This window comes from Nocardioides silvaticus, assembly GCF_003160695.1.
GTDB classification, from domain to species: Bacteria; Actinomycetota; Actinomycetes; order Propionibacteriales; family Nocardioidaceae; genus Nocardioides; species Nocardioides silvaticus.
The window spans coordinates 78,366-98,053 of record NZ_QGDD01000002.1; the positions used below are offsets into that span (position 1 = coordinate 78,366).

General features: G+C 70.1%; 20 protein-coding genes. 10 read left to right on the forward strand and 10 right to left on the reverse strand.

The window, feature by feature from the left end; all coding sequences use genetic code 11:
* Nucleotides 1-46 precede the first annotated feature (46 nt).
* On the reverse strand, nucleotides 47-259 hold the full coding sequence (locus DJ010_RS05205) for a hypothetical protein (RefSeq protein ID WP_109692602.1): 213 nt from the start codon (nucleotides 257-259) through the stop codon (nucleotides 47-49).
* 121 nt (nucleotides 260-380) lie between these two features.
* On the opposite strand from DJ010_RS05205, the gene DJ010_RS05210 reads away from it, so the two are divergent.
* On the forward strand, nucleotides 381-1,313 hold the full coding sequence (locus DJ010_RS05210) for a carbohydrate kinase family protein (protein ID WP_109693098.1): 933 nt from the start codon (nucleotides 381-383) through the stop codon (nucleotides 1,311-1,313).
* A gap of 9 nt (nucleotides 1,314-1,322) precedes the next feature.
* Here DJ010_RS05210 and DJ010_RS05215 read toward each other — a convergent pair whose 3' ends face one another.
* Together DJ010_RS05215 and DJ010_RS05220 are read right to left on the reverse strand one after the other, a co-directional pair.
* Nucleotides 1,323-1,556 (reverse strand): sulfurtransferase TusA family protein, encoded by a 234-nt coding sequence (locus DJ010_RS05215; protein WP_109692603.1) that lies wholly within the window; start codon nucleotides 1,554-1,556, stop codon nucleotides 1,323-1,325.
* Complete coding sequence (locus DJ010_RS05220; RefSeq protein ID WP_109692604.1) at nucleotides 1,553-2,674, reverse strand: cysteine desulfurase family protein; 1,122 nt, start codon at nucleotides 2,672-2,674, stop codon at nucleotides 1,553-1,555. The genes DJ010_RS05215 and DJ010_RS05220 overlap by 4 nt, the downstream gene beginning before the upstream one ends.
* A gap of 149 nt (nucleotides 2,675-2,823) precedes the next feature.
* On the opposite strand from DJ010_RS05220, the gene ctaC reads away from it, so the two are divergent.
* The 4 genes from ctaC to DJ010_RS05240 all read left to right on the forward strand — a co-directional run bounded on the left by ctaC (nucleotide 2,824) and on the right by DJ010_RS05240 (nucleotide 7,322).
* Nucleotides 2,824-3,672, forward strand: a complete 849-nt coding sequence (gene ctaC / locus DJ010_RS05225; RefSeq protein WP_109692605.1) for an aa3-type cytochrome oxidase subunit II — start codon at nucleotides 2,824-2,826, stop codon at nucleotides 3,670-3,672.
* Between the two features lie 53 nt (nucleotides 3,673-3,725).
* A complete protein-coding gene (ctaD, locus tag DJ010_RS05230) occupies nucleotides 3,726-5,462 on the forward strand; it encodes an aa3-type cytochrome oxidase subunit I (RefSeq protein WP_109693099.1) in 1,737 nt (578 codons plus the stop codon).
* Nucleotides 5,462-5,902 carry a cytochrome c oxidase subunit 4 gene (locus tag DJ010_RS05235; protein WP_109692606.1) on the forward strand — a complete coding sequence of 147 codons (441 nt, stop codon included), beginning with the start codon at nucleotides 5,462-5,464 and terminating at the stop codon, nucleotides 5,900-5,902. Before ctaD ends, DJ010_RS05235 begins: the two co-directional genes overlap by 1 nt.
* 175 nt (nucleotides 5,903-6,077) lie before the next feature.
* Complete coding sequence (locus tag DJ010_RS05240; RefSeq protein WP_109692607.1) at nucleotides 6,078-7,322, forward strand: L,D-transpeptidase; 1,245 nt, start codon at nucleotides 6,078-6,080, stop codon at nucleotides 7,320-7,322.
* An 87-nt stretch (nucleotides 7,323-7,409) separates the two neighbouring features.
* On the opposite strand, the gene qcrB is transcribed toward DJ010_RS05240, so the two are convergent.
* From qcrB to ctaE, 4 genes are all read right to left on the reverse strand, one after another.
* Nucleotides 7,410-9,140 carry a cytochrome bc1 complex cytochrome b subunit gene (qcrB, locus tag DJ010_RS05245; protein WP_109692608.1) on the reverse strand — a complete coding sequence of 577 codons (1,731 nt, stop codon included), beginning with the start codon at nucleotides 9,138-9,140 and terminating at the stop codon, nucleotides 7,410-7,412.
* A gap of 2 nt (nucleotides 9,141-9,142) precedes the next feature.
* Nucleotides 9,143-10,213, reverse strand: a complete 1,071-nt coding sequence (gene qcrA / locus DJ010_RS05250; protein ID WP_109693100.1) for a cytochrome bc1 complex Rieske iron-sulfur subunit — start codon at nucleotides 10,211-10,213, stop codon at nucleotides 9,143-9,145.
* 80 nt (nucleotides 10,214-10,293) lie between these two features.
* Entirely contained in the window at nucleotides 10,294-11,169 is an 876-nt protein-coding gene (qcrC, locus tag DJ010_RS05255; protein ID WP_109692609.1) for a cytochrome bc1 complex diheme cytochrome c subunit, read from the reverse strand.
* Nucleotides 11,170-11,201: 32 nt separating this feature from the next.
* Nucleotides 11,202-11,846 (reverse strand): aa3-type cytochrome oxidase subunit III, encoded by a 645-nt coding sequence (gene ctaE, locus DJ010_RS05260; RefSeq protein ID WP_109692610.1) that lies wholly within the window; start codon nucleotides 11,844-11,846, stop codon nucleotides 11,202-11,204.
* Nucleotides 11,847-11,931: 85 nt separating this feature from the next.
* On the opposite strand from ctaE, the gene DJ010_RS05265 reads away from it, so the two are divergent.
* Genes DJ010_RS05265 through trpD form a run of 3 tightly spaced genes read left to right on the forward strand, consistent with a single transcriptional unit; the run spans nucleotide 11,932 to nucleotide 14,271 of the window.
* On the forward strand, nucleotides 11,932-12,822 hold the full coding sequence (locus DJ010_RS05265) for a cytochrome c oxidase assembly protein (protein WP_245927232.1): 891 nt from the start codon (nucleotides 11,932-11,934) through the stop codon (nucleotides 12,820-12,822).
* A 10-nt stretch (nucleotides 12,823-12,832) separates the two neighbouring features.
* Nucleotides 12,833-13,243 carry an Rv3143 family two-component system response regulator gene (locus tag DJ010_RS05270; protein ID WP_211318666.1) on the forward strand — a complete coding sequence of 137 codons (411 nt, stop codon included), beginning with the start codon at nucleotides 12,833-12,835 and terminating at the stop codon, nucleotides 13,241-13,243.
* Nucleotides 13,240-14,271: an anthranilate phosphoribosyltransferase gene (trpD, locus tag DJ010_RS05275; RefSeq protein WP_109692613.1), complete on the forward strand. Its 1,032-nt coding sequence runs from the start codon at nucleotides 13,240-13,242 to the stop codon at nucleotides 14,269-14,271. Before DJ010_RS05270 ends, trpD begins: the two co-directional genes overlap by 4 nt.
* Here trpD and DJ010_RS05280 read toward each other — a convergent pair.
* Entirely contained in the window at nucleotides 14,229-14,897 is a 669-nt protein-coding gene (locus tag DJ010_RS05280) for a YgjV family protein (protein ID WP_245927234.1), read from the reverse strand. The genes trpD and DJ010_RS05280 overlap by 43 nt on opposite strands.
* Nucleotides 14,898-15,098: 201 nt before the next feature.
* Here DJ010_RS05280 and DJ010_RS05285 point away from each other — a divergent pair, with 201 nt between their 5' ends.
* Nucleotides 15,099-17,360 carry a hypothetical protein gene (locus tag DJ010_RS05285; protein ID WP_146207265.1) on the forward strand — a complete coding sequence of 754 codons (2,262 nt, stop codon included), beginning with the start codon at nucleotides 15,099-15,101 and terminating at the stop codon, nucleotides 17,358-17,360.
* Nucleotides 17,361-17,371: 11 nt separating this feature from the next.
* Here the strand turns inward: DJ010_RS05285 and DJ010_RS05290 are convergent, their stop codons facing one another.
* Together DJ010_RS05290 and DJ010_RS05295 are read right to left on the reverse strand one after the other, a co-directional pair.
* Nucleotides 17,372-17,650, reverse strand: coding sequence for an Lrp/AsnC family transcriptional regulator (locus tag DJ010_RS05290; RefSeq protein ID WP_109692615.1), 279 nt, complete (start codon nucleotides 17,648-17,650; stop codon nucleotides 17,372-17,374).
* Complete coding sequence (locus tag DJ010_RS05295) at nucleotides 17,647-19,341, reverse strand: DEDD exonuclease domain-containing protein (RefSeq protein ID WP_109692616.1); 1,695 nt, start codon at nucleotides 19,339-19,341, stop codon at nucleotides 17,647-17,649. The genes DJ010_RS05290 and DJ010_RS05295 overlap by 4 nt, the downstream gene beginning before the upstream one ends.
* Before the next feature lie 92 nt (nucleotides 19,342-19,433).
* On the opposite strand from DJ010_RS05295, the gene DJ010_RS05300 reads away from it, so the two are divergent.
* Nucleotides 19,434-19,664: a hypothetical protein gene (locus DJ010_RS05300; RefSeq protein ID WP_245927236.1), complete on the forward strand. Its 231-nt coding sequence runs from the start codon at nucleotides 19,434-19,436 to the stop codon at nucleotides 19,662-19,664.
* Nucleotides 19,665-19,688: the final 24 nt, after the last annotated feature.

A 19,688-nucleotide genomic window follows, 5' to 3' on the forward strand; every position in this document is an offset into this window, starting at 1 on the left:
GAACGCCCCTGCCTTAGAGCGGCAGGGGCGTTCTTGGTCTTCGAGGTCAGTCGAGGTGCAGGTGCAGCGCGTTGGCCAGGCGCTGCGCCGCCTCGGAGACCTGGATCTCGCGCTTCGGCAGGTCCCGGGGGAAGTCCTCGAAGTGGATGCTGGGCGGGGTCTCGACGGCCTGGCGAGCCGCGCGGTCGAGCCGGCGGTTGACCGCCTCGCAGTCGGAGTGCAGCTGGGTCGGACTGTCGATCTCCTCGTACGGCGTCATGCTTCCGACGGTAGGTGCTACCGACAGGTAGACCCAGCCGTACCGGCCGGTAGTCTTCCGTGTCGTGACTGACGCCAGCGGCTCCCTGCTCATCGCGGGTTCGATCGCCACCGACCACCTGATGACGTTCGAGGGCAGGTTCTCCGACTCGCTCGTCGTCGAGCAGCTCGACAAGCTCTCGGTGAGCTTCCTCGTCCACGACCTCGAGGTACGCCGCGGCGGTTGCGCCGGCAACATCTCCTTCGGCCTGGGGGTGCTGGGCGTCCGCCCGGTGCTGGTCGGCGCCGTGGGTGAGGACTTCGCCGACTACCAGTCCTGGCTGGAGCGGCACGGCGTCGACTGCAGCCACATCCACGTGTCGCCGACCAAGCACACCGCGCGGTTCGTCTGCACCAACGACTCCACCCACGCGCAGATCGCGTCGTTCTACCCGGGCGCGATGAGCGAGGCCCGCGAGATCGAGCTGAAGCCGATCGTCGACGTCGTGGGCGACCCGGCCTACGTGCTGATCGGGCCCGACGACCCCGAGGCGATGCTGCGGCACACCGAGGAGTGCCGGCAGCGCGGCTACAAGTTCGTCGCCGATCCCTCCCAGCAGCTCGCGTTCGGCGACGGCGACCTGATCCGCCAGCTGATCGACGGCGCCGACATCCTCGTCACCAACGAGTACGAGTCGCACGTCATCGAGAAGAAGACCGGTTGGACCGCCGACGACGTGCAGGAGCGGGTCCGGCTCCAGGTCACGACGCTCGGCGCCGACGGCGTGAAGATCTGCGGCACCGACCAGCCGCTCATCGAGGTGCCGGCCTGCAAGGGCGTCACCCCGGTCGAGCCCACAGGCGTCGGCGACGCCTTCCGCGCAGGCTTCCTGGCCGCCCTCGGGTGGGGCCTCGAGCTCGAGCGCGCTGCCCAGGTGGGCTGCGTGCTGGCGGCGTACGTCGTCGAGACGGTCGGCCCGCAGGAGTACCTGTTCACCCCCGCCGAGTTCGTCGCGCGGCTCCGCGACTCCTACGGCGACGCCGCCGCCGACGAGGTCGGCGCGCACATCGGCTGACGCGGCCGGTCAGCTGGTCCGGCGTACGACGTAGCGGGGCGCGCCGTCGTCGGCCACCTCCTCGCCGACGTACTCCTGCCCGCGCATCCGGCACCAGGCGGGCACGTCGTGGCGGGCAGCGGGGTCGTCGGCGACCACGGCGAGCGTCTCGCCGACGGCGACCGAGGGCAGTGCCTTCGCCAGCTCGATGATCGGCCTCGGGCAGACCGCTCCGCGGCAGTCGAGCTCCACGGCCGCGCTCACAGGTCCACGCTCGCGCGGATCTCGGTGACGACCGCGGTCAGCGCGGCGCAGAAGTCCTCGACCTCGTCGTCGGTGGAGTCGCGGCGCAGCGAGACCCGGACGTTGCCGTGGGTGAGGGCGCCCATCGCGGCCAGGACGTGACTCGGCTCCAGCGTCGAGGCGGTGCAGGCCGAGCCGCTGGCCACGCCGAACCCGTGCCGGTCGAGGGCCGAGACCAGCTCGTCGCCGCTGATGTAGAGGCAGGAGAACGTCACCAGGTGCGGCAGCCGCTCGTCCGGGTCGCCGACCACCTCGGTGTCGGGGAGCGCGGCCGCGCAGGCCCGGATCCGGTCGACCTGCCGGTGCTGACGGGCGGCGGTCTCCTCGCGCTCGGCCAGCACCGCCTGCAGCGCCGCCGCGGCCGCGAGCGCGCCCGGCACCCACGTGGTCCCGAGCTGGTCGAGGCCGTCGTCGCCGGGGAACGGGGTGGTCCACCGCGCCGAGCGTCGTACGGCAAGGACACCCACGCCGCCCGGGCCGCCCCACTTGTGCGCGGACGCCGCCAGTGCGGACCAGAGCCCGGGCAGGGGGAGCCGGCCCACCGACGCGGCAGCGTCGACGAACAGGGGCAGGCCGTCAGGAAGGTCGAGATCGTCGACCGGCTGCCGGGTCCCGACCTCCTGGTTCGCCGACTGGAGCGCGACGACGGCGACGCCGGGGCGGCGGGCGGCCTCGGCGATCGCCGCCGGGTCGACCCGGCCGGACGCGTCGACGCCGACGGTGACGTGGTCGGGGGAGGGGGCCCACTGGACCGCCTGGAGCACCGAGGAGTGCTCGACGGCGCTGTGGGCCACCCCTGCGCCGGAGCCTCCGGAGCGGGCACGGAGCAGCCCCAGGAGGCCGCGGTGGACCGCGTCGGTGCCCGAGGCGGCGAAGCCGATCTCCTCGGCGTGCACACCCAGGCACTCCGCGACGACGGCGCGGGCGTTGTCGAGGAGCAGGCGCGCGTCGCGCCCGGCGCGATGCAGGCGCCGGGGGTCGCCGAAGCCCCGGTCGAGGGCCGCGAGCAGCGTCTCCCGGGCGGCCGGATGGAGGGGCTCGGCCGACGCCGTGTCGAGGTAGCCACGGGCGGTGCTCACGCGGACAATCTAGTCGGCGCCACGTTTCAGACCCGGCGGTCTGCGGGCCGGTCGGGTCCGCTAATGTTCGACAGAGTTGTGTCCCTCGAGAGGAAGGCCTGTTCGTGGGCTGGAGGCACCCCGAGCGCACGGGTGGATCGGCCCGGCGCATGCGTCGCGCAGCGGCTGTGGCCGGCATCGCCGTACTCGCGCTGGCCCTGACCGGCTGCTCCGACGACACGGAGGCGGGCCGGCTCGGCATGCCCGCTCCGGTGACGGAGCAGGGCGTGGACAACCTGCACCTGTGGCAGGGCGCCTGGATCGCGGCGCTCGCGACCGGCGTCGTCACCTGGGCGCTCATCCTGGGCGCGGCGTGGTACTTCCGGCGCCGCAGCGACGACGAGATCCCGGTGCAGACCCGCTACAACCTGCCGGTCGAGATCTTCTACACGGTCTTCCCGATCATCATGGTCATCGTGTTCTTCTCGCACACGGTGCGGGTGCAGAACACGATGCTCGAGCTGGACCCCGAGCCCGACGTCACGGTCGCCGTGGTCGGCCAGAAGTGGCAGTGGACGTTCAACTACCCCGACTCGGTCGACACGCCCGACGGCACGAACGTGTTCGTCAGCGGCACCGGTGAGGACATCCCGAAGCTGGTGCTCCCGGTCGACAGCACCATCCAGTTCGACCTGTTCAGCCCCGACGTCATCCACAACTTCGGTGTGCCGTCGTTCGCGATGCGCATGGACGTCGTGCCCGGTCGGGAGAACAAGTTCCAGGTAACCACGACCGAGACCGGCACGTTCGCGGGCAAGTGCTACGAGCTGTGCGGCGCCTACCACTCGCGGATGCTGTTCGAGGTCCACGTCGTCGAGCAGGACGACTACCAGGCCTACCTGGAGGACCTCGCCAGCGATCCCGAGAACGTCAGCGAGGAGCCCGTCACGGGCGGCGCCTACGCCTACACACCTGTCCTCGAGGACCTGAACGAGGACTACCAGGAGGAGGGCGAGTGACCGCCACCGCCGCGCGTTCCGCGGATCTCGTCGAGCGCAAGCCGCTCGGCCAGATGCTGGTCAAGGTCATCACGACCACCGACCACAAGATCATCGGCAACCTGTACTTCACGACCGCCCTGGTGTGGTTCATGGCGGGCGGCATCATGGCGCTCATCATCCGGTCCGAGCTGGCCTACCCGGGCACCCAGGTCGTCAACGAGGAGCTCTACAACCAGCTGTTCACGATGCACGGCACGATCATGCTGCTGCTGTTCGCGACGCCGCTGTTCTTCGCCTTCGGCAACGCCATCATGCCGCTGCAGATCGGTGCCCCCGACGTCGCGTTCCCGCGCCTCAACATGTTCAGCTACTGGCTGTACCTGTTCGGCGGCCTGATCGCGGGCGCCGGCTTCCTGACGCCCGACGGCGCCGCCTCGTTCGGCTGGTTCGCCTACACCCCGCTGTCCGACTCCGTGAACAGTCCCGGTGTCGGTGGCGACCTGTGGATCATGGGGCTGTGGATGGCCGGTCTCGGCACCATTCTCGGCGCGGTCAACTTCATCACCACGATCATCTGCATGCGCGCCCCGGGACTGACGATGTTCCGGATGTCGATCTTCACCTGGACGGTGCTGATCACGAGCCTGCTGGTGCTCATCGCGTTCCCGATCCTCGCCGGAGCGCTGCTCTCCCTCGAGGCCGACCGACAGCTCGGCGCCCACGTCTTCGACCCCGCCCACGGGGGCGCCATCCTGTGGCAGCACCTGTTCTGGTTCTTCGGGCACCCCGAGGTCTACATCATCGCGCTGCCGTTCTTCGGGATCATCTCCGAGATCCTGCCGGTCTTCAGCCGCAAGCCGATCTTCGGCTACATCGGCCTGGTCGGCGCCACCATGGGCATCGCGATCCTGTCGGTCGCGGTGTGGGCCCACCACATGTTCGTGACGGGGGCGGTCAACCTACCGTTCTTCTCCGGCATGACGTTCCTCATCGCGGTCCCGACCGGCGTCAAGTTCTTCAACTGGATCGGCACCATGTGGGGTGGGTCCGTCCGCATGGACACACCGATGCTCTGGTCGGTGGGCTTCCTCACGACCTTCCTCTTCGGCGGCCTCACCGGCGTCATCCTCGCCAGCCCGCCGCTGGACTTCCACGTGTCCGACTCCTACTTCGTCGTCGCGCACTTCCACTACGTCGTGTTCGGGACGGTCGTGTTCGCGATGTTCGCGGGCTTCTACTTCTGGTGGCCGAAGCTCACCGGGAAGATGCTCGACGAGCGGTTGGGCAAGATCCACTTCTGGCTGCTGTTCCTCGGCTTCCACGTGACGTTCCTCGTCCAGCACTGGCTGGGCGTCGAGGGCATGCCGCGTCGGTACGCCGACTACCTGCCGGGTGACGGTTTCGAGGTGCTCAACCAGATCTCCACCGTCGGGTCCTTCGTCCTCGCCTCGTCGATGCTGCCGTTCTTCTACAACGTGTGGATCTCCCGCAAGTCGCCGAGCGTCGAGGTCGACGACCCGTGGGGCTGGGGCCGCTCGCTCGAGTGGGCCACCAGCTGCCCGCCGCCGCGCCACAACTTCACCTCGCTGCCGCGGATCCGCTCGGAGTCGCCGGCCTTCGACCTCCACCACCCGGAGATCGCGGCGATCGAGCTGCAGGCGAACCCGAAGGAGGCGACCGACGACCTCGTGGACGCCCCGGACGCGCAGGGCTACGAGGAGCACATCGCCCAGCAGCAGGCCAAGAAGGACGCGGGCGACCCCGAGAGCCACAGCTACAAGCACGACGCCACGGAGGACGAGGTCTGATGAAGGTCGAAGCCTGGCTCTTCGGCATCACCACCATCTTCCTGGTGCTGGTGACGCCGGCCTACTGGTTCATCACCGACGCTGCCAACGACTGCGCCTCGACCGAGGCCACGAGCTGCGCCGACTGGACCGGCACGTCCGCGCTGGTCATGACCACGCTGCTGGCGGCGATGGTCACGCTGTACCTGGGGTTCCACGCCAAGCGGATGGACGACCGCCCCGAGGACCGCACCGACGGCGAGATCGCCGAGGGTGCCGGCGAGCTCGGCTTCTTCCCGCCGTACTCCTGGTGGCCGCTGTGGGCCGGCGCCTGCCTGTCCCTCATCGTGTTCGCCCTGGCGGTGACCCAGTGGTGGATGGTCGTCCTGGGGATGGCGCTCGGCGTCCTCGCCCTGAGCGGCTGGATCTTCGAGTACTACCGCGGCGAGCACGCCCACTGAGCTGGCCTGCGCGAGCCTGTCGTACGTCGGGGGACGCGCTGCGCCGCTCAGTGGTTGCCTCCGGCGCGCGTGATCTTTCCAACGCCCGCAATGAGGGTTGGGCGGGGGAGGCCGGGTTAACCTGTGAGGAGCGGCTTCTCGCTGCCGCGTTCCCCGGAGGAGAGACACCACACGCATGCCTGCACCGCTCGACCGCGCCCGTACCCGCTCCACGACCCACCGCAGCCTCGCAGCCCTGGCCGTCGGCGCGCTGCTGCTGAGCGGCTGCAGTGCCGCCAAGGACGCGATGTCCGAGGTCGGTGTGGGCGACGGCTCGAGTGACGAGGCCTCCGCCGACGAGACCACGGCTGCGTCGTTCGCGGAGCCGGTGCTCCAGGCGAGCGTCCGGAAGGGCGCGAAGAACGTCGCCGTCGACAAGGTGGTGTCGGTCAAGGCCGAGCACGCGACGCTGAAGAAGGTGACGGTCACGTCCCCGGACGGCCCGCTGCCCGGCACCCTGTCCGCGGACAGCAGGAGCTGGATCGCCGACGACCGCCTGGAGCCGGGCGTCACCTACACGGTGAAGTCGGTCGGCCAGGGCGAGGACGGCACCACCGTGCGGAGCACGTCGAGCTTCACCACCGAGGCGCTGACCCTCGACCAACAGACCTACCCCTCCGTCGCGCCGCTCGACGGCGAGACCGTCGGCGTCGGGATGCCGGTCGTCGTCACCTTCGACATCCCGGTCGCCGACAAGCGCGCCTTCGAGCGCAACATGCACGTGACCACCACGCCGGAGCAGCCCGGCACCTGGCACTGGGTCAGTGACACCGAGGCGCACTACCGGCCCAAGAAGTACTGGCAGGCCGGCACCGACATCAGCGTCGACCTCGACGTCAACGGCGTGCACGCCGGCAACGGCATCTACGGCCAGGAGGACCGTCGGCTCGACTTCACCGTCGGTGACGCCCACGTCTATAAGGTCAACGCCGCGACCCACCAGATGAAGGTCTACTCCAACGGCGAGCTGCTCCGGACCTTCCCGATCACCACCGGCAAGGAGGGGTTCACCACCCGCTCCGGTGTGAAGGTGATCATGGAGAAGTTCGACTCCAAGCGGATGAACTCCGAGACCGTCGGCATCCCGGCCGGCTCCGCAGAGGCCTACGACATCAACGACGTCCAGTGGGCGATGCGGCTGACCAACTCCGGCGAGTTCATCCACGCCGCACCGTGGTCGGTCGGCTCGCAGGGCTACGCCAACGTCTCGCACGGCTGCACCGGCATGAGCACCGACGACGCCTACTGGCTCTACTCGATGACCCGCCGCGGCGACGTGGTCGAGTACACCGGCACCGACCGGCCGATGGAGCCCACCAACGGGTACGGCGACTGGAACGTCCCGTGGTCGGAGTACAAGACCGGCTCCGCGCTCTCCTGAGCCGCGCGGCTCGACCGCACAGCAGCACCAAACAGCCCCGCCCCTCGCGAGAGGGACGGGGCTGTTGCGTCGTACCGGCGGCCCGGCTCAGTGGTCGGAGCTGGGGCCGTGCTTGTTCGGACCGGCGCTGATCTGGTGCTCGAGCTCGTGCAGCTCGTGCTCCGCGTGGTGCTGCGACTCGTGCAGCTCCTCGGCGGTCGGCTTCTGCACGTTGTCGGCGAACATGAGCGCCGACAGCTTCCCGCGCACCTTGCCGGCGATCGCGGCCCGACGCCCGCCCGGAGCCGCCACGCCCGAGTCGTCGCTCGTCCCGTTGGGGGAGTAGACCTCCTCGCGGTCGCGGGCGGTGAGCACGTAGGCCGCCTCCTCGCTGATCGGGAGGTGCTTCTCCGCGTAGCCGCCGTCCGGCGACCGGACGATCACGCCGGTCTCGTAGCCGTGCAGCAGCTTCGCCTCGTCGTGCCGCTGGAGCGAGATGCACCACCGACGTGTGATGATGAACGCCAGGATCGGTCCGATGATCACCGCACCTCTGAGGAAGTAGGTGATCTGGTTGATGCTCAGGTGCAGCTTGATCGCGATGATGTCGTTGCCGCCCGCGGCCCAGGAGAGGCCGTAGAAGGTGATCAGCGCGGCCATGACCGCGGTCCGCGTCGGCGCGTTGCGCGGGCGCTGGAGCAGGTGGTGCTCCCGCTTGTCGCCGGTGATCCACGACTCGAGGAACGGCAGTGCGATCAGCACCATCAGCAGCAGCGGCGGCGCGATCAGGATCGGCAGCATGATGTTCCACGACAGCGTGACGCCGAAGATGTGCGTCTCCCACGGCGGGATGATCCGCAGCAGGCCGTCGGGCCAGCCCATGTACCAGTCGGGCTGCGAACCGGCGGTCACCTTGGACGGGTCGTACGGGCCGTACTTCCACACCGGGTTGAGCGAGAACAGGCCGCCGAGCAGCGCGGTCATGCCGAAGACGATGAAGAAGAAGCCGCCGGCCTTGGCCATGTAGATGGGCATCAGCGGGGGACCGACGACGTTCTCCTCGGTCTTGCCGGGCCCGGGCCACTGCGTGTGCTTGTGGTAGACGACCAGGATCAGGTGGGCCGTGATCAGCGCCAGCAGGATCCCAGGGATCAGCAGGATGTGGATGGCGTAGAAGCGCGGGATGATCTGGTCCCCCGGGAACTCCCCGCCGAAGAGGAAGAACGACATGTAGGTGCCGATGACCGGGCTGGCCTTCATGAAGCCGTCCGCGGCCCGGACGCCGGTGCCGGAGAGCAGGTCGTCGGGGAGCGAGTAGCCCGTGAAGCCCTCGATGGTGCCCAGGAGCAGCAGCAGGCAGCCGATGATCCAGTTGATCTCGCGCGGCTTGCGGAACGCGCCGGTGAGGTAGACGCGCAGCAGGTGGATCATCATCGCGGCGATGAAGATCATCGCGGCCCAGTGGTGCATCTGCCGCATGAGCAGGCCACCGCGGACGTCGAAGGAGATCTCCAGCGTCGACGCCATCGCTCGGGACATCTCGACGCCCCGAAGCGGGTCGTAGGACCCGTTGTAGGTGACCTCGGCCATGCTCGGGTCGAAGAACAGCGTCAGGAACACGCCGGTCAGCAGCAGGACCACGAAGCTCCACAGGGCGATCTCGCCCAGCATGAACGACCAGTGGTCCGGGAAGACCTTCCGGAGCGACAGCCCTTTGGTCGCCTTGGCCAGGCCCAGCCGGTCGTCGGCCCAGGTGGCCACCGCGCCGGCCGTCTTCGCACCCCGCTTGGGGGTGGCCGGCTCGCTGCCGTTGGTCGACGCGACGTCAGAAGTCTTCATGGTCAGTCATCCTCCGCGAAGCGGTCGCGCTCGTAGTCACGTTCCCAGTAGCTCGGTCCGACCGGCTCGGTGAAGTCGCTCTGCGCGACCAGGTAGCCCTGCTCGTCGACCGCGATCGGCAGCTGGGGGAGCGGCCGGCCCGCCGGACCGAACACGACCCGGCCGGAGTCGGCCAAGTCGAAGGTCGACTGGTGGCAGGGGCAGAGCAGGTGGTGGGTGGTGCGCTCGTTGAGGGAGATCGGGCAGCCGACGTGGGTGCAGATCTTGGAGTACGCCACGATGCCGTTGACGTCCCAGTCCTCCCGGCCCTTCCCGGGCTTGAGGTCGCGGGGCTCCATGCGGAGCAGGATCAGCGACGCCTTGCTCTTGTGCGTCTGGAGCTCGTGCCCGTGGACGTCGGCCGGCTCGACGTAGTAGCGGCCGGGGTTGAACAACACCTCGGGCTGCGCGTTGACCAGGTCGCCGATCTCGAGGTCCGAGGCGAGGATCGGGGTGCCGATGGCGTCGCGGGCGATCCGCATCAGCGGGACCTCGACCTCGACCTCCTTGCCGTCCTCGATGATCTTGATCTTGCGACCGCCCTGGCCCCAGATCGTGTGCTCCAGCGCGTCGCCGGGCAGGGTTCCGAGATCGCGCAGCAGCACCACGGCGGGGACGCCGAGGAGGGCGAGGGCGCCCAGGGCGGAGTTGCGGATGAGGGGGCGACGGGCGATGCCGGTCTCCTCGAACCCGATCTTGAGGTCGTCGAGCGCGCGGACCCGGTCGACCTCCTCGGAGTACGCCGGGTGCCGCATCTCCACGATCTCGTGGTCGCCCATGAGCTTGCGGGCCCAGTGGATGATCGCGATGCCGATGAAGAGCATCGACAGGCCGAGCGTGGCGCCGAGGGCGACGGTGGAGGCCCCGACGCCGCCGAAGGTGTGCCAGTTGCTGCCGATGTCGAGGGTGAAGTAGGCCACCGCGAACAGCACGGTGCAGATCGCGGAGAGGCCGAAGAAGGCCGCGACCTGGAGCTCGGCGCGCTTCTCCTTCTTCGGGTCGACGTCGGTCGGGCGCGGCAGGTGCTCGGGCATGCCGGGGTTGGCGATCGGCTCGTCCGGGACGAGCTCACCGTGGTGGCCGCCGTGGGCCGGCTCGATCTCGTGGGAGTCGGTCACGCGTCTGCCCCGTCCTTCTTCTTGCTCGTGCGCGTCGTCTGGGCCGCGATCCACACGGCGAAAGCGACCAGGCCGCCCATGCCGACCAGCCAGGCGATGAGGCCCTCGCTGACCGGGCCCAGGCCGCCGAGCGTGAGCCCGCCGTAGCTGGGCTGCTCGTTCAGCGTGTCGAGGTAGGCGATGATCGCCTTCTTGTCGTCCGGCGGGATGTTGCCGTCGGAGAAGGTGTCCATCGACTGCGGGCCGGTGAGCATGGCCTCGTAGATGTGCTTGGGGTCGACCCCGCGGATCTTGGGCGCGAAGCCGCCGCGCGGCATGGCGCCGCCGGAGCCCTCGAAGTTGTGGCAGGCCGTGCAGTTGGCGAGGAAGATCTGACCGCCGCGGGTGACGTACTCGTCGTACTCCTCGTCGGAGAGGGTGGCGGGGTCGTACATCTCGGCGTCCGGGATGGCGGGCCCGGTGCCCAGGCTGGCGACGTACGCCGACAGCGCCGCGATCTCGGCGTCGCTGTAGACGACCTCCTTGCGCTGCGCCTGGTTGCCGGGGGTCGACATCGGCATCCGGCCGGTGCCGACCTGGAAGTCGACGGACGCGGCGCCCACGTCGGTGAGCGCGGGACCGTACTGGTCGCCGCTCTGGGTGAGCACGCCCTCACCGTTCTGGCCGTGGCAGAACGCGCAGCCCACGAGGAAGAGCTCGCGGCCCTCCTTGACCAGCTCCTCCTGGCTGGCGGCGGAGTCGGCCTGGGCCGGCGCGAAAGCGGCGTAGAGACCGCCGGTCAGCAGCAGCCCGAGCAGCAGCACGACGAGGCCGGCGATCGGCCCGCGACGGTGCCGGGAGAGACGGCCGGCGGAGCGGTTCAGGAGGCGCACATTCAGTCCTTGCTTTTCCGGAGCGGGACGGATCACTTGACCAGGTAGATCGTCGCGAACAGGCCGATCCACACCACGTCGACGAAGTGCCAGTAGTACGAGACCACGATCGCGCTGACCGCCTGCTCGTGCGTGAAGCGTTTCGCCAGGTAGGTGCGGCCGAGCACGAACAGGAAGGCGATGAGACCGCCGGTCACGTGGATCCCGTGGAAGCCGGTGGTCAGGTAGAACATCGTGCCGTAGGCGTCGTGCGGGATCGTGACGCCCTCGTGGATGAGCTCGGCGTACTCCAGCGCCTGACCGCCGATGAAGATGGCGCCCATGACGTAGGTCACGATGAACCACTCGCGCAGGCCCCAGCCCTTGACGTCGAGCAGGCCGCCCTTGCGCCCGACCTGGCCGCGCTCGGCCGCGAAGACGCCCAGCTGGCAGGTGAACGACGAGAGCACCAGGATCGTGGTGTTGATGGAGGCGAACGGCACGTTGAGCAGGTCGGTGTTCTCCGCCCACATCTCCGGGCTGACCGACCGGATCGTGAAGTACGACGCGAACAGCGCCGCGAAGAACATCAGCTCGCTCGAGAGCCAGATGATCGTGCCGACGGCGACCATGCTGGGTCGGTCGTGCTGGCCGTGCAGTCGCGAGGCCGGAAGAGATGCTGTTGCTGTGGTCGCCACGTGGCCATTATGTCGATAGGACTGTCGGACGTCTCCCCGACCCCCTGGAATGGGACATGGTGTCTCAGGGACGTACCGTCGGGGCGTGGACCCGCTCTCCTGGGCGACCCTCGTGACCGAGTGGACGCTCGCCCCGCTGCCTCTCGTGGTGACGGTCTGGTCGGTGGGTCTCTACACCCTCGGGGTGCGCTCCCTGCACAAGCGCGGGGACCGTTGGCCGGTCGGCCGGACCATCGCCTGGGGCGCCGGGATGACGGCCTTCTACCTCGCCACGTCCTCGGGGGTCGCCGCCTACGACACCGTGCTGCTGAGCGTGCACATGGTCCAGCACATGGTGCTTTCGATGGTGGTGCCGCTGTCGCTCGCGCTCGGCGCGCCGGTGACCCTGGCGCTGCGGACGCTGCCGGCCACTCCGCGCCGGTGGCTGCTGGCGGTGCTGCACTCGCGGCTGGCGAAGGTGCTGTCGTTCCCGCCCCTGGCGTTCCTGCTCTACGTCATTTCGCCGTGGGCGCTCTACTTCACCAGCTGGTACGACGCCTCGCTGACCAACGCCTACGTCCACGAGATGATGCACGTGCACCTGGTGCTGGTCGGTGCTCTGTTCTTCTGGCCCATCGTCGGGGTCGACCCGCTGCCCGGCCGGGTGAGCCACCCGTTCCGGGTGCTGCTGACGGTCCTGACGCTACCGTTCCACGCGTTCCTCGGCGTCACGATCATGGGCCAGACCGCCCTCATCGGCGGCGACCACTACCCCTCGCTGCACGACGGACCGATGGGGTCCTGGCTGCCGGACCCGAGGGCCGACCAGGAGCTCGCGGGCGGCATCCTGTGGGGCGCCGGCGACCTGGTGGGCATCATCTTCTTCGTGATCCTCTTCGTGCAGTGGGTCCGGGCCTCGATGAAGGAGGCCGAGCGCGAGGACCGGAGGCTGGACCGGCTCGAGTCCCAGCAGGCCCAGCGGACGCCGGCCGAGTAGCATGCCGCCCGTGACCGACTCCAAGGCGCTCAAGATCCTCGTCTACAGCGACGACGTCCACACCCGCGAGCAGGTGGTCCTCGCCCTGGGCCGCCGGCCCCACCCGGACCTGCCCGAGGTGGAGTACGTCGAGGTGGCGACCGAGCCGGTCGTCATCCAGAACATGGACGCCGGGCACATCGACCTGGCCATCCTCGACGGCGAGGCCGTCCCGGCGGGCGGCATGGGCATCGCCAAGCAGCTCAAGGACGAGATCTACCAGTGCCCGCCGCTGCTGGTGCTGACCGGCCGGCCGCAGGACGCCTGGCTGGCGACCTGGTCCCGCGCCGACGCCGCGGTGCCGCACCCGATCGACCCGATCCAGCTCGCCGAGGCGGTCGTCGCGCTCCTGCGGTCGCGCGTGCCCGCCACCTCAGCGTGACCGCCCACAGCTGGCCGGAGGTCCTGGGCGCCCTGGTCGCCGGCACCGAGCTGGCTGCCGACCAGGTCGCCTGGGCGACCGGCGAGATCCTCGCGGGCCAGGCGACCGACGCCCAGATCGCCGGGTTCGCGGTCGCACTACGGGCCAAGGGCGAGACCGTCGAGGAGGTCACCGGCCTCGTCGACGCCATGTACGCCGCCGCGACCCCGATCAAGGTCGACGGCCGGCTGCTCGACGTGGTCGGCACGGGCGGCGACCGGTCGATGTCGGTCAACATCTCGACGATGGCCGCGATCGTGGCCGCCGGCGCCGGAGCCAAGGTGGTCAAGCACGGCAACGTCTCGGCCAGCTCCCAGTCCGGGTCCGCCGACGTGCTCCGCGCGCTCGGCATCCGGCTCGACCTGCCGGCCGAGAAGGTCGCCGCCGTCGCCGAGGAGGCCGGCATCACCTTCTGCTTCGCCAAGACCTTCCACCCGGCGCTGCGCTTCGCCGGACCGGCACGGAGCGAGCTCGGCATCGGCACGACGTTCAACATGCTCGGCCCGCTCACCAATCCGGCGCACGCGCAGGCGCGCGCCGTCGGGTGTGCCGACGCCCGGATCGCGCCCGTGATGGCCGGCGTGCTCGCCGCCCGCGGCATCGACGCGTGGGTGTTCCGCGGTGACGACGGGCTCGACGAGCTCACCACGACCACGACCTCCTCGGTCTGGGTCGCCCGCGACGGAGAGGTCACGACCACCGCGGTCGACCCCACGGCCTTCGGGCTGCCCTTGGTCGACCGAGACGCGCTCCGCGGAGGGGACGCGGAGCACAACGCGGACGTCGTACGACGTCTGCTGGCGGGGGAGACCGGCGCCGTGCGCGACGCCGTCGTCCTCAACGCCGGGGCCGCGCTCGCGGTGTACGACGCCCCCGGCGCCGACGTGCAGGAGGCGCTGGCCGCCGGCGTCGCCCGCGCGAGCGAGGCGATCGACTCGGGCGCGGCTCAGACCGCCCTGGACCGCTGGGTCGCGGCCGCCTCGTCCTGATCGAGCTCCAGGACGAACACCTCCCCGCTCGGCCGGAAGCCGATCCTGTCGTAGTACGGCGCGACGATCGTCGGTGACGTCATCACTCGCTTGTAGCCGCGGCCGCACAGCAGGTCGCTGCGCCGCCACACGAACTCACCCGGCGTAAAGTCGCGGTACTTCGGCGTGACGTAGTCCAGGCAGATGTGCGCGGTGTCGCCCTCGCCCTCGATGACGACCACGCCCACGGTCTCGTCGCCCTTGACGACGACGAAGGCCTCCTGCCCGGGACCGGGACGACCGGGGAAGGCCGGCTGGTGCTTGCGCATGTCCTCACCGTGGGTGTCGAGGACGTGGCGGAGGTACTGGTCGTCGAGACCGACCTCGATCACCTCGAACGTCGCCGCGTCGTGCCGCTGCCGCCGGAGCCGCAGGATGAACAGCACGTTGATCGTGCTGGTCACCGCGTTGAGCGCGACCATCGGCCAGACGCCGAGGATCGCGTTGAAGACGATGAGCAGCAGTCCCGCGACCAGGTTGAGCGTGCGGAACCGCAGCACCCGCTGCTGGAGGAGCGAGAAGACGAGAAGCGCGCTGCCACCCCACCCGAGGGCGTCGAGCCAGTAGTCGGCGAGCAGCGTGTCCACCCACGGATTTTACGGCCGCGGGCAGCGCGGGCCCGAATCCCCGGAGAGGCGGTGCCTCACGCGGTGGTCTAGTCAGAAAGGACCACACGGATCTGCCTGAAGGCTGCTCCTGCGGGCACTCCGAATTCCTTTACTCTCGCCGCCGGCCTCGAGCCGGACGACCTCGGAGGGGAACCCTTGAACCTGCATCGCATCGCGCCTTTGACGACCCTCGTGGTCGCCGGCGCATCGCTCACACTTCTCTCGACCGCGCCGAGCGCGCAGGCCGAGCCCGACGTGCCGACCGCGCTCGGCCTGCCCGCAGGGGTCACGGCGACGGTCTCGGGGAGCAGCGCGGTCTCCACGACCCGGTTCGACGACTTCCCGTCCCAGGGCGACGACTTCGTGGTGCTGTCGACCGGGAACGCCGGCGCGGTGTTCCCGGCCGCGCCCGACCCCGACGCGCAGCTGAGCACCGACCTCGGTGACGACGGCGCGCCGGACAGCTCGACGCTCGAGCTCACGGTCGCACCGACGACCGGCGCCGGCTGCCTGTTCGTCGACTTCGCGCTGGCGACCGAGGAACCCGTCCACAAGTACGACCCGGCCAACCCGAGCGACGGGCTCAGCATCACCAAGCGGGGGTCCGAGAAGGAGTACGCCCAGAACGCCGGCTGGGGCTACTTCGAGCAGTCGACCCGTCCAGCCGCGCCCGCGCCCTACACGGCGAACGCGGTGAAGTACTGGCACCACCCCGGCGACCCGCTCGACCCGGTGCCGGGCACCGCCGAGGAGCCGTGGCTTCCCGAGGCGACCGCGCTCAACAGCGTCACCACCCGCGACACGGCCCGCATCCCGCTGAGCTTCGCCGCGGGCGCGGAGGTCGTGCGTATCACCGTCGCCGACGCCGGCAACGGCGACCTCGACTCGGCGGCCCTCCTCGACCGGGTGCGGCTGGGCAGCTCCTGCGCCGCGGGCACCGGGGTCGAGCCCAACCCGGTCCACCAGGGCGGGGTGATCGCCGGCATCCGCGGCGTGGGCAACGCCCTCGTCTACGACCCGATCCCGAGCACGGATGCCATCGAGCGCTACGACAGCTCGGGCAACGGCTGGAGGTCACCCTCGGGGGCCGACGTGCCGGTGGAGCTCAGGTTCCGCTGGTACCGCTCGAGCGAGGGCAATTCGTTCGTCGGCGACATGACGAAGTGGGAGGCAATCCCGGACGCCGACCGCCAGGCCTACGTACCGACCGCCGTCGACTACGGCAAGGTCCTCCTCTGCCTCGTCACCGGGGTCGTCGACGGCCGCCGTTACGAGACCTTCCCTTCGACCGGCGAGGCCAACACCTGGTACGTCACCACGCGGATCACCAGCGGCACCTTCGTCAGCGGCGAGGCTCCGGTCATCACCGGACCCTCCGGCCGACCACCGGCCGTCGGCGACGTGCTCACCGCACAGATCGGTCACACGGTGCCGCGGGAGGACACCTGGGTCTGGAAGTGGTTCGCGGACGGGTCTGCGATCTCGGGCGCCACCGGTCGGACTCTCACGCTCTCGGCGGCTCAGGCAGGCAAGCGCATCACCGTCGAGGCGAGCGCGCGGCGCCTCAACTTCGCGGACCGTGCTTGGACGAGTGCGCCGTACGGGCCGGTGGAGCTGCAGGAATGGGCAAGCACCGGCGCACCGGAGGTGGTCGTCGACGGCGTCCCGGCCTACGGCCAGACCCTCGTCGCGGAGCCGGGCACCGGCTGGCTGCCGACGCCCGACCGCTACAGTTATCAGTGGAAGCGGAACGGCAGCGTGGTCCCCAACGCCACCTACGCCAGCTATGCGATCCGGACCGAGGACGTCGGTGCCCGGATCTCGGTCGTGGTGTCCGGCGTGAAGCCCGGATTCCTCGCTGTTCCCAGGGAGAGCGCAGAGGTGACGATCCTCGGGGCGGGGATGGCCGGTGCGACCCCGGTGGTCACCGGGACCCCGCAGGTCGGCCAGCGCCTCGCCGGCACCGTGGCCGACTGGGACCCGATCGGCTCCACACTCACCTATCAGTGGTACGCCGGCGACACCCTCCTCCAGGAGGGCAGCAGCTTCCTCACGGTTCCGGCGAGCGCCGTCGGGAAGCCGGTCATCCTCAAGGTCACGGGTCGGCGTCCGGGCTACTCGCCCCGCACGGTCGAGAGCGCCCCGACAGCCGTCGTGGCGCCGGGAGTGCTGACGGTCGGGAACCCGCGGATCAGCGGCACGGCGAAGGTCGGGTCGACCCTCTTCGCATCGCCAGGTGCGTGGGCGCCGTCGGGCGTGAAGGTGAGCTACCGGTGGAAGGTCGGCAACAAGGCCGTCACCGGCGCGCGCGGCGCCCGAGACACCTTCGTCGTCCCGCGAACCGCGAAGGGCAAGCGGATCACAGTGACCGTGACGGGCACGCTGGCCGGTTACACGACTGCCAAGCGGACCAGCCCGGCCACCGCGAAGGTCGCCCGCTGACGTCGGCCAGATCAGTCGAGACCGAGGGAGAACGCCGACTCGAGGTCGTGCCGGGAGTAGGCGCGGAACGCGATGTGCGTCTCGGTGTCGGTCACGCCGGGGACCTTGTTGAGCTGGTCCGCCACCACGGCGGCGACCTCGTCGTGCTGGCGCACCCGCACCAGGGCGATCAGGTCGATCTGCCCGGTGACCGAGTAGACCTCGCTGACGCCGTCGAGCGCGGCGATCGCCTCGGCGACCTCGGGGATCCGGGCGACGTCGGCCTTCACGAAGACGATGGCGGTGATCATGAGGGCAGCCTAGGACGACCGGCTCCCTGGACGGGACACGTCCACTCGCCGTCGACGTCGACCAGGCGCACGCCCGGCAGCTCGAGCCAGTGGAGGATCCGCTCGGACTCGTCGGCGGTGGCGGCCGGCAGTGGTCCCACGCTCGGCACGACGGTCTCGGCCGACGCCCGCAGCTGCTCGACGTAGGCCACCGCGTCGGCGCCCCCCGGGATCACGCCTGCCGCCGCCAGCCGGCCGTGACGGATCACGTGCACTGCCCACCCGCCGCTCTCCTCCCGTCGGGTCGCCACCACCTCGCGGCACCGGGTCAGCGAGGTCAGCCGCTGCGTGCGGGCGGCCGCACGGACGAACGAGGCCAGCCGGTCGCGGTGGACCCCGGCCTCCTCGAACCGCTCCTGCTCCGCGAGCGCCGTCATCTTCTCGTTGACCAGCTCCACGACGTCGTCGGGATGGCGCAGCAGGGCGTCCCGCAGCTGTCGGACCACCGCGGCGTAGGTGCCCTCGTCGACGCTGCCGTCGCACGGTGACAGGCACCGGCCGAGCTCCGCGAGCACGCACGCCGAGCGCGACGGCTGTCGACCGAACCGGTCGGAGCACTGACGGATCGGGAACGTCTCGTGGAGCGCCGCCAGGCAGTTCTCCGCGGCGGCACGCGAGGAGAACGGACCGAGGTAGTCGGCGTCGTCGTCGAGCACCCGCTTGACCAGCGAGAGGCGCGGCCAGGGCTCGCGGGTGAGCTTGACGAAGGTGACCTTCTCCGGGAACCGGGACCGCCGGTTGTAGCTCGGCTTGTGCTCGGCGATGAGGCGTAGCTCACGGACCTCCGCCTCGAGCGGCGTCGCGCACTCGATGCCGGTCACCGACGACGCCAGCCGGACCATCTCCCCGATCCGGGACCGGGTCTCCGAGGCGGTGAAGTAGGAGCGGACCCGCTTGCGCAGGTCCTTCGACGTCCCGACGTAGAGCACTCGGGACTGGTCGTCGCAGAACAGGTAGACGCCAGGGGCGTGGGGGAGCCGGTCGGCGAGGTGCCGCTTGCGGCGTTGTGCAGCGGCGACCTTGGACGAGTACGTCTGCAGCTCCTCGAGCGTGTGCACCCCGAGGCTGCCCAGCCGCTCCATCAGCCCGTGCAGCACGTCGACCGTCGCCCGCGCGTCGGCCAGCGCCCGGTGGTTGGGGGTGGTGCCGGAGCGGAAGACCCGGGCCAACGACGACAGCTTGTGGTTGGGAGCCTCGTCGCGGGTCACCACCCGACGCGCGACCTTGACCGTGTCGACGACCTCGAAGTCCGGCCACGGGATGTCCTGCTCCTGCGCGAAGTGGCGCAGGAAGCCCACGTCGAAGCGCGCGTTGTGGGCGACCAGCACCGTGCCGCGGGCGAACTCGAGGAAGGCGGGCAGGGCCGAGCTGATCGGCGGCGCGTCGGCGACCATGCTGTTGGTGATCCCGGTCAGGACGGCGATGAACGCCGGGATCGCGGTGTGGGGGTTGACCAGGGTCTGGAACTCCCCGAGCACCTCGCCGCCGCGCACCTTGACCGCGCCGATCTCCGTGATCATGTCGCCATCACCGACCGACCCGCCCGTCGTCTCGAGGTCGACGACGCAGAACGTCACGTCGCGCAGCGGCCGCCCCAGCTCGTCGAAGCTGCGTTGCTCCTCCCAGCGGCTCCGGACGGGTGCGGTGGTCATGCCCCGGACGTTAGGAGGAACCTCCGACGAGAAACGGGAGGCGCGAGCGGAGCGAGGTGGTCGAGCTTGTCGAGACTCCTAGGATCGACGTCGTGCCCGAGCTCCCCGACGCGACCCACCGCTGGCGCTGCGCCGGCTGCGGCAACCTCACCCGCTTCGACGTGACGCGGAGTCGTCGGACGACGGAGTACTGGCACTTCGACCTCGCCGGCGACCATGCCGTCGACGACACCGAGCTGCTCGCCGAGACCGTCGAGTCGGTGCGGTGCCGCTGGTGCGGGCGCGACGACGCTGTCGAGCTGGTCGCCCGCTCCGACGCCTGAGCCGTCTCGATACGCCCTCGCCCA

What these genes read in the sequence shown, in the direction of transcription:
- DJ010_RS05205 (WP_109692602.1), bottom strand. Translation starts at nt 259, where the DNA reads ATGACGCCGTACGAGGAGATCGACAGTCCGACCCAGCTGCACTCCGAC.
- DJ010_RS05210 (WP_109693098.1), top strand. Translation starts at nt 381, where the DNA reads ATGACGTTCGAGGGCAGGTTCTCCGACTCGCTCGTCGTCGAGCAGCTC.
- ctaC (WP_109692605.1), top strand. Translation starts at nt 2,824, where the DNA reads ATGCGTCGCGCAGCGGCTGTGGCCGGCATCGCCGTACTCGCGCTGGCC.
- ctaD (WP_109693099.1), top strand. Translation starts at nt 3,726, where the DNA reads ATGCTGGTCAAGGTCATCACGACCACCGACCACAAGATCATCGGCAAC.
- DJ010_RS05235 (WP_109692606.1), top strand. Translation starts at nt 5,462, where the DNA reads ATGAAGGTCGAAGCCTGGCTCTTCGGCATCACCACCATCTTCCTGGTG.
- DJ010_RS05240 (WP_109692607.1), top strand. Translation starts at nt 6,078, where the DNA reads ATGCCTGCACCGCTCGACCGCGCCCGTACCCGCTCCACGACCCACCGC.
- qcrB (WP_109692608.1), bottom strand. Translation starts at nt 9,140, where the DNA reads ATGAAGACTTCTGACGTCGCGTCGACCAACGGCAGCGAGCCGGCCACC.
- qcrA (WP_109693100.1), bottom strand. Translation starts at nt 10,213, where the DNA reads ATGCCCGAGCACCTGCCGCGCCCGACCGACGTCGACCCGAAGAAGGAG.
- DJ010_RS05290 (WP_109692615.1), bottom strand. Translation starts at nt 17,650, where the DNA reads ATGATCACCGCCATCGTCTTCGTGAAGGCCGACGTCGCCCGGATCCCC.
- DJ010_RS05295 (WP_109692616.1), bottom strand. Translation starts at nt 19,341, where the DNA reads ATGACCACCGCACCCGTCCGGAGCCGCTGGGAGGAGCAACGCAGCTTC.